Genomic DNA, 8,151 nt, shown 5'->3' on the forward strand with positions numbered 1-8,151 from the left:
CGCTGCGGGGGTGGGGGGCGGGGTGTCCGGTCACGGCTTGCTCCCGAACAGCCACTTCCACCACTGGATCGTCGAGCGCACCGGCCCGATCCGCTTGCAGAACTTCCGCTTCGCCAGGTCCTGGTAGATCTCCTGTGCCGCGACCTGCAGGCCCAGGAAGGTGTCGACGCCGGGGAAGTAGCCCCCGAGGGTCGTCGCTCCCGAGGCGTACATGGCGCCGCCACCCGACCGGGTGCCGATCAGCTCGAAGTTGCGGTCGACGTTGAGGCGACCCGACGGGTTGCGGCTCGCGCCACCGTGCTCCAGCAGGTCCTTGAGCAGCCGGTGCTCGGCGATGTCCGCCTCGAGGCCGGTGCAGTCGATCACGAAGTCGACCTCGACCGGCACCGTGCCCTGCGCGGTGCGGACGTGGTTGACGATCCGCTCCCCGTTGGGCTGCATGTCGTCGACGGTGCCGACGAGGACCTTGTACCAACCCTCGCGACGCCCCTGGTTCATCTGCTTCTGCCACAGCTTGCGCCAGGGCGTGTTCGTGCCGCCCATCCGCTTGTAGATCTCGGCGCGCTGCTCGCCCTCGAGGCCGCGCACCTGCTTCTTGAGCTGGCCGCCCCACACCGACTTCGGGTAGTTGAAGCCCTGGTAGGCCCAGCCGTTCTCGCCGCGGCGCCGCATGAAGATGCGGGTCTTGCCGCCGCCGGGACGGGGGTCGGTCTCGTTGCCGTAGCCGTCGTTGGTGCCGTGGTAGTAGGTCCGGAACAGGTGGACGATGTTGGTCTGCGCGCCGTGCAGCAGCCGGTCGTCCATCAGTCGTTGCAGCACCCGGGACGCCACGATGCCGCCGCCCCGCACCATCACCGTGCTGGGCTGCTGCATGAGCCGCTCGTAGACGTGCTCGTGCGCCTCGTAGGCGTTGACGATGTGGCGGTAGTCGTTGTGCTCGGTGCGGTAGCGCTGGAGCTCGGGGAGGAACTTCAGTCCGGGGTAGCCGACGGCCAGGTGGACGTACTGCGACCGGAACGCGACCCGCTTCGTGGCCGACGCGCCCTCGGGGGGCGTGAGGATCGTGAAGTAGCCGCCGCCGTACCTCCGGCGGACGATGCGGACCAGGCCCTTGACCAGCATCTCGTCGTAGCCGATCCGGTTCTTCTCGCGCTCCATCGTCTCGAACGCCTGGCCGGCCTTCGGCGTGTAGTAGTCGGCGAAGATCGGCTCGCTGAACAGCTGCCACAGCAGCTTGAGGTTGAAGGTCCGCATCGCCTCGGCGAAGCCGTACGACGGGAAGCCCCAGATGTTGTCCGGGCGGGAGGCCGAGTCGGAGCGGAGCCGTTCACCACGGGGGATCTGCGAGACCCGGGTGAGGTACTCGTAGGTCTGCCAGGGGTGGTCGAGGGTCCCGAGGACCCGCATCTGAGACGTCGGCACTCCCGCGATCCGCAGGTAGTCGACGGTGACGAAGCTTCCGATGCCCGAGCCGACGGTGACGAAGGGGATGTCGACGATCGGGATGCCGGCGCTCGCCACGAGCTCGTCGGTCCAGAAATCGGTGGCGAGCATCTGGTCGGTGAGGTCGCCGGCCGGCATCGGCTGAGCCGGGAGGTACGTGTTGGGGTCCGTTGTCGGTACCACCGATGCTGCAGTGGGCTCGATCAAGGGTGCCTCCTTTGTCGTTGGGAGGTTCCGCCTCAGGTGCGTCCGGAACGCTACACCGGCTACCCGCTGCTGCGCCTCCGAATCGTGAACCGGGAGAGCAACTCGGCAAAAAGCATTCTCGAGGATGAATCGTCGTCGCCGTTTGCGGTTTTGATGAGCCGGATCGGTGGCACATGCCATGCTGTTGACCCGAAAGGCGACGCCGCCCCCCGGTGCATTGCTGGGACGTGGTGCCGCGCCCGACAAGAGCCATCGGAGGATCGCGTGCAGGGCATCGCGGACTATGAGTTCATCCGGCCGCTGGGGGAGTCGAACTACGGCACCAACTACCTGGCGAACGCGCCGGCGCGGCTGGGCATCGCCGCGACCGAGGTGGTCGTCAAGGTGATCGCCGGCCCGACGTCGGACGATGCCTTCCGGCGTGCGACGCGCGAGCTGAAGCACTTCAGCGTCGCGGACTCGGACCGGCTGGTCGCCGTCTATGACGCCGGCCGACACGGCGGCGCCTTCTACTACGCCATGGAGTACCTCCCGCTCGGGTCGCTGGAGAAGCCGAACATGCCGCTCGACGCGGGTCGCGCGGTCGCCGCCGTCCGGGACGCGGCGCTCGCCGCCCACGCCCTGCACGAGCGAGGCATCGCCCACCGCGACATCAAGCCCGCCAACATCCTCATCGCCGAGGACGGCGGCCGGCTCTCCGACCTCGGTCTGTCCCAGCTGCTCTCGCCCGGCATGGTGATGACCGGCCTCGGCCAGATCGGTCTCGAGTTCACCGATCCCTCGATCATGCTCGGCGGCGCGGCCTCCCGGGCCAGTGACATCTGGTCGCTCGGCGCCTGCCTGCACTACGCGCTCACCGGTCGCGGGGTCTACGGCGACCTGCGCAGCACCGAGCCGCTGCTGCTGGTCCGTTCGATCCTGGCGTCACAGCCGAGCCTGGCGTCCGACCTGCCGCCGGAGGCGGCGGAGCTCATCGGCGCCTGCCTCGCGACCGACGTCACCGCCCGGCCGCGCACGGCCGCCGAGGTGGCCGACCGGGCGTCGGGGATTGCCGCTGGGCTGGGGGCGGGAGTCTGACCGGACGACGACGGGGTGTGGTGACGCACACGGGGCCGAAGCGAACGTAGGATTCCTTCGGCCGGCGACGGAAATCACCGATGGGGAGAGTCATGGAACTGCACGAGAGCCTGTATGCCTTGGGGCGGAGCCAGGGCCGGGAGCTCTTCAACGACGCCGACAGCTTCCGTGGCGCCCTCGACGACTATCTCGACGAGGACAGCGCCACCACTGGTGACATCAACCTCCTCGTCGACGCCGTCCGCCTGGGCGCCTACCAGGCGATGATCAGCATGCTCGACAGCGGCGCCGACGCCGACCGCGCGGTCACCGAGGCCGGCAACCGGCTCGCGCGCGACCGCGGCAGCGCCGACGTGGGTGGCGCCAAATGGGCCCTCGCCGTCCTCGGCTACGCAACGGGCAGGGTCTCCGACGTCCAGGTGCGCGCCTACCGCACCCAGCACGCCTCCGCGCCGGTGCCGCCGCCCGCCGGGCCGCCGACAGTGCTGCCGCCGGCCGGTGCGCCGGTGAGCTCGCCGCCGCTCGCCTCCACCCCGCCGCCGGGTGCGAACCAGCCGCCCCCCACGTCTCCGGTGTGGCCGAGCTCCGGCCCCAACCCCGGCACGCCCGCATCGGCGCCGACGCCCGCTCCCGGAGGCACGTACGGCGCGCCGCCGCCCGCGTCGTACGGCGGCTACGGCCACGCCGCGCCGCGCAAGCCCCGCAAGGTCTGGCCGCTCGTCGTCGGCATCGTCGCGGTCGTCGTGCTCATCGGCGGCGGAGTGGTCGGCGGAGTGGTCGTGCTGTCCGGCGACGACGACCCCGAACCGCCGAGCGGCAACGGGAAGACCACCCTGACCACGACGCCCCCCGGTGTTGACGTCTCGTTCGAGGCCCTCAACGAGCGCTACCAGAGCCTCGCGGCACTGGTGACCTCCGGCATGGACGAGTGCGTCGAGGCCAACCCGCAGTCGGGGCAGGCCGAGAAGATCTCGTGCACCTTCCCGGAGGGCACGCTGGTGCTCACGACCTACTCCTCCGACGCCGAGCTGAAGGCCGCCCGCCAGCGGCGGCTCAACTACGACGAGGGCACGATCGTCGCCGACGTCGAGTCCGGCGCCTACTACCGCTTCGACCCCAAGGTCGCCGACGACACGAGCACGGCCGCCCCGATCATCTACTGGGACAGCCAGGCCGGCAGGCAGTCGGCCGAGATCACCGGCGGCACGGGGGTCTCCGCCGACCAGCTCGACCCCGCCTTCAAGGCGGTGTCGGCGACGGTGACGCCGCCCGACGGTCCGACCGACGTCGCGGTCACCGACTTCAACACCCTCTTCGGCATCATCAACTGCCAGCGGATCCCGACCGAGGTCGACGGCGAGACCGAGGAGAGCGAGTGCCGCCGTTCGGGCCGCCGTACCTGGGTCGGCAAGTTCGACAAGGTCAACGACCTCCGCCGCTACCGCAGCAACGCGAAGACGCTGACGCGGCAGGACGACGACCTGGTCGTGGACTACTGGTACAACGACGACAACAGCAACGGTCAGCAGGACGCCGACGAGCCCGAGCAGGGCAAGATCTACGGCTACATCGAGGAGCAGGACAGCGGCAACAACTTCGGCGTCCTCTACATCGACGACCTCGACTGCCGCTGCTACCTGCAGATGTACGACAAGGGTCAGGCCCAGCCCGAGAACCTCTACGACCTCATCTTCTAGTCGGCGCGAGCGTGTCGCCGACGGAGCGGCACCGCCCGGACCATCGCTTCGCTCGGTCCGCGGGCGCCGCTCCGTGCGGGCTTCGCCCGCGGGCGCCACGCTGCCGCGCGCGCGGTTGACGTGGTCAGGGGTTGCGGTCGTCTGGCGGCTTCCGGCAACGCCGCCGCTGGTTGAGGTGCGAGGCGACCTCGGGGCAACGCCGGCGCTGGCTGAGGTGCGGGGCGACGACGGCATCGCCGCCGCTGGTTGAGGTGCGAGGCGCGCTAGCGCCGAGCCTCGAAACCAAGGCGTCCGTCAGGGCGCGTCGAGGGTGTCGGCGAGCTCGGGCAGCGCGAGGGTGCGGTCGGGGTCGACCGGGCGGTCGCTGGCTCCGGCGCCGAGGTCGGCGCGGGCGATGATCACCATGGAGGTGTCGTCGCCGCCGATCTGGGCGGGCTCCTCCAACCAGCTGGGGAGCTGCTCGCGCATCCACTCGAGGCCGCGGGTGCGGCCGAACTCGACGAGCTGCTCGCCGGTCTGGCGCCACCAGCCGCCGGCGTCGACCCGGGAGGTTCCGAAGCCGTCGGTGCAGAGGAAGGCGAGGGCGACGTCCTCGACGCGGGTGTCGATGACCGCGGTGCGCAATGCGCGCAGCGGCTCGGGCTCGCACAGCGAGCTGGTGTGGAGACCGTCGAGCTGGGGGTCGTCGGGGACGGCGCGCAGCGCCTCGCCCTGGTCGGTGACCAGCACCGCGTCGCCGTCGCCGATCTGGAGCACGACGAGGAGATCGCCGGAGACGGCGGCGCCGAGCAGCGTGGTGCCGTAGGGCCGCAGCGGGTCGTCGGCCGCTGCCGCTTCGCGCTCGTCGGCGAGGTCGAAGGGGTTCGCCTCGATGTGGTGGCGGACCTTGGTGACCCAGGTGTCGACGATGGAGGCCGCAGCTGCGGTCACGACGTCGCCGGCCGCTTCCGGGTCGGTCAGCTCGCCGACGACGCGGCGCAGCACCTCGACCGCGCTGACCGCCGCGAGGGCCGAGCCGATGTCGCTGCGGAAGTGGGCCTTGTGGCCGTGCCCGTCGGCGACGGCCGCCACCGCCTGGGAGCCGTCGGACCAGGAGAGGATCGCGTCCTGCAGGGGGAGCTCGTCACGGACGTGCACGGAACCGATCCGGGAAGCGGAGAGGACCGTCCACCCCGGCAGGTGCTGCTCGCGGGTCACCCGAGCGTGCTCCAGATCGGGTCGCCGATGGGACTCGGCGGCACTGCAGTGAGACCACCACCGCCGCCGACGACCGGCCGCGAGGCGACCTTGCTGGCGGCCTTGGACGCCCAGACGATGTACTCGACCAGCTGCTCGGGGTTGTCCGCGCGCAGCAGCGGCACGTCCTCGTCGCCGATGAACCGGCGCAGGGAGTGCATGTCGGCGTCGCGCCCGACGCCGAGCGCGAGCCGGACGGCCGTCGCGCCCCAGCGGTTGTTGAGCAGTGCCTGGAGGCCCTCGGCGAACGTGGTGCCGCTGCTCTGGGTCGGGCGGCCGTCGGAGACCAGGATGATCGCCGGGGGATAGGCGCTGGTGCCCTCGTCGAGGTGGGAGAGGGCGTCGGTGAGGGTGACCAGGGCGCTGCCGAGCTCGGTGAACCCCCGCGGGACCGCCTCGAGCCGCTCCCAGTGGATCTGGTCGACGGGCGTGGGCTCCTCGATCACCCAGCGCGGCTCGTTGGCGAACGCGAGGACCCGGATCAGCATCTCGGCGTGCGGGTTGGCCCGAGCCTCGTCCTTGAGGTGCGGGAGAACTTCGGAGATGGCGTTGTTGAGCGCCTGGATGCGGCCGCCTCGCATCATCGACCCGGAAACATCCAGGACGAAAATGAAGTGGAGGGGCTTGCGCGCCAAGGCGCCGCCCAAGCGGTCACTCATGCCATCTCCTGTTACCGGGTTTGGACGCCGCCGTCTCTGATCAGGCTATAGATTGTCACACACTGACAATGGTTCGGGACGGTTCCGGACGCGGAACGTGAAGCACGGAGGTCGGCAACACCCATGGTGCTTGCAGAAGGCGTCGAGGTCGACCTCGGCCCGTTGGGCCGAGCCCGCGTCACCTCCCTGCTGGGCCAGGGCGGCCAGGGCTACGTCTTCGAGGTACGCCGCGACACCGGTGAGCCGCTCGCGCTGAAGTGGTACAAGCCCGAGAGCGCCACGACCGAGCAGTACCAGGAGATGCAGCAGCTGGTCGAGATCGGCTCACCGCACCGGCGCTTCCTCTGGCCGCTGAGCATGGCCCGGGTGCCGAGCCAGCCGAGCTTCGGCTACGTCATGCACCTGCGCGACCCGCGGTTCCTCGAGCTCAGCTACCTCCTGCTCAACGCCGACCGCGACGGCAACCCGCTCGACGTCTCGTTCTCCTCGATCATCGAGCTGTGCCGCCAGCTGAGCTACAGCTTCCTCCGCCTGCACGCGCGCGGCCTCTGCTACCGCGACATCTCCTTCGGCAACGTCTTCTTCGAGCCGACCGGCGGCGACGTCCTCATCTGCGACAACGACAACGTCGGCATCGACAACGGCACCGGGCGGGTGCTCGGGACGCCGTACTTCATGGCGCCCGAGGTGGTCCGCGACACGACGTACCGGACCCTCCCCAACACCGACACCGACCGGCACTCGCTCGCGGTCCTGCTGTTCTACTCGCTGTTCCTCGGCCACCCGCTCGAGGGTGCGCGAACCGACGCCGGCGTGCGCGACGCGCACTGGCTGATGACGCACTTCGGCACCGACCCGCTGTTCTGCATGCACCCGACCGACGACACGAACCGACCGGCCGAGATCGTCCAGCAGTACTGGAAGATCTACCCGCAGTTCCTCCGGGACCTGTTCGTGCAGGCGTTCGTCGACGGCATCGAGCGGCCCGGCGCCCGGGTCACCGAGGGTCAGTGGATCAAGGCGATGGACCGGCTGCGCGACGGCCTGCTCGCGTGCCCGACGTGTGGCACCACCAACTTCTGGAGCAGCGGCGAGCCCGACCCGGTGTGCTGGCAGGACGGCACGCCCGTGACGCCGCCGTACCTCCTCCAGGTCGGGCGGCGCACGGTCGCGGTCGGGCCGCAGGCCGCCATCCGGTCCGACCACCTCGCGTCGGGCGTCGACCACCCGGTCGTCCTCGGCGACCTCCGGCAGCACCCGCAGGCTCCCGACCGGTGGGGCCTGCACAACGCCTCCGACTTCCCCTGGCCGGTCGCCTATCCCGGCGGCCAGAGCTTCGTGCTCGACCCCGACCGCACCATCGAGCTCGTCCCCGGCGCCCGGATCACGATCCGTAACGCCACGGTCCAGGTGCGGAAGCCGTCGGCGGGTCCGCACGGCGCACCCGCCTAGGCTGGCTGCATGTCTCCGCTGGTGGTCGAGGTGGACGGTCGGGTCCTCCACCTCGAGGGGAACACCGTGATCCGTATCGGTCGGGCGATCGAGGCCGAGGTCGTCCTCACCGCCGGCTCGGTCTCACGCCAGCACGCCGAGCTCCGCCCCGTCGACGGACAGTGGGTGCTCGTCGACACCGGGAGCCAGTTCGGGACGTTCGTCAACGGCGTCCGGATCACCGAGCACCCGATCACCGGGCGGACCGACGTGCGCTGCGGACCGGTCGCGCCCGGTGCCCAGCTCACGATCACCCCCGCCGGCATGGTGGCCGGCGACGGGAAGGCGGCGGTGCACGCGCCCTCGCCTCCACCTCCACCTCCACCACCACCGCCGCCGCC

The 8,151-nt window shown here is 70.6% G+C and carries 7 protein-coding genes; 4 read left to right on the plus strand and 3 right to left on the minus strand.

Going from position 1 to position 8,151, the window contains the following annotated elements; genetic code table 11:
• Window positions 1-30: 30 nt before the first annotated feature.
• Window positions 31-1,650 (minus strand): FAD/NAD(P)-binding protein, encoded by a 1,620-nt coding sequence (locus tag H0488_RS08140; protein WP_220794328.1) that lies wholly within the window; start codon window positions 1,648-1,650, stop codon window positions 31-33.
• Window positions 1,651-1,914: 264 nt separating this feature from the next.
• Here H0488_RS08140 and H0488_RS08145 point away from each other — a divergent pair, with 264 nt between their 5' ends.
• Entirely contained in the window at window positions 1,915-2,727 is an 813-nt protein-coding gene (locus tag H0488_RS08145) for a protein kinase domain-containing protein (RefSeq protein ID WP_183098784.1), read from the plus strand.
• Window positions 2,728-2,819: 92 nt separating this feature from the next.
• Window positions 2,820-4,424: a hypothetical protein gene (locus tag H0488_RS08150; protein ID WP_183098785.1), complete on the plus strand. Its 1,605-nt coding sequence runs from the start codon at window positions 2,820-2,822 to the stop codon at window positions 4,422-4,424.
• Window positions 4,425-4,718: 294 nt separating this feature from the next.
• On the opposite strand, the gene H0488_RS08155 is transcribed toward H0488_RS08150, so the two are convergent.
• Both H0488_RS08155 and H0488_RS08160 read right to left on the minus strand, forming a co-directional pair.
• On the minus strand, window positions 4,719-5,621 hold the full coding sequence (locus H0488_RS08155; RefSeq protein WP_183098786.1) for a protein phosphatase 2C domain-containing protein: 903 nt from the start codon (window positions 5,619-5,621) through the stop codon (window positions 4,719-4,721).
• Window positions 5,618-6,319, minus strand: coding sequence for a vWA domain-containing protein (locus H0488_RS08160; RefSeq protein WP_183098787.1), 702 nt, complete (start codon window positions 6,317-6,319; stop codon window positions 5,618-5,620). Before H0488_RS08160 ends, H0488_RS08155 begins: the two co-directional genes overlap by 4 nt.
• A 123-nt stretch (window positions 6,320-6,442) precedes the next feature.
• Between H0488_RS08160 and H0488_RS08165 the strand changes: the two genes are divergently transcribed.
• Window positions 6,443-7,771 (plus strand): protein kinase domain-containing protein, encoded by a 1,329-nt coding sequence (locus H0488_RS08165; protein ID WP_183098788.1) that lies wholly within the window; start codon window positions 6,443-6,445, stop codon window positions 7,769-7,771.
• A gap of 9 nt (window positions 7,772-7,780) precedes the next feature.
• Window positions 7,781-8,151, plus strand: a 371-nt coding sequence (locus H0488_RS08170; protein WP_183098789.1) for an FHA domain-containing protein, incomplete at its 3' end; no start/stop codon positions are given.

It is taken from the genome of Nocardioides pelophilus (assembly GCF_014180685.1).
GTDB lineage: Bacteria > Actinomycetota > Actinomycetes > Propionibacteriales > Nocardioidaceae > Nocardioides > Nocardioides pelophilus.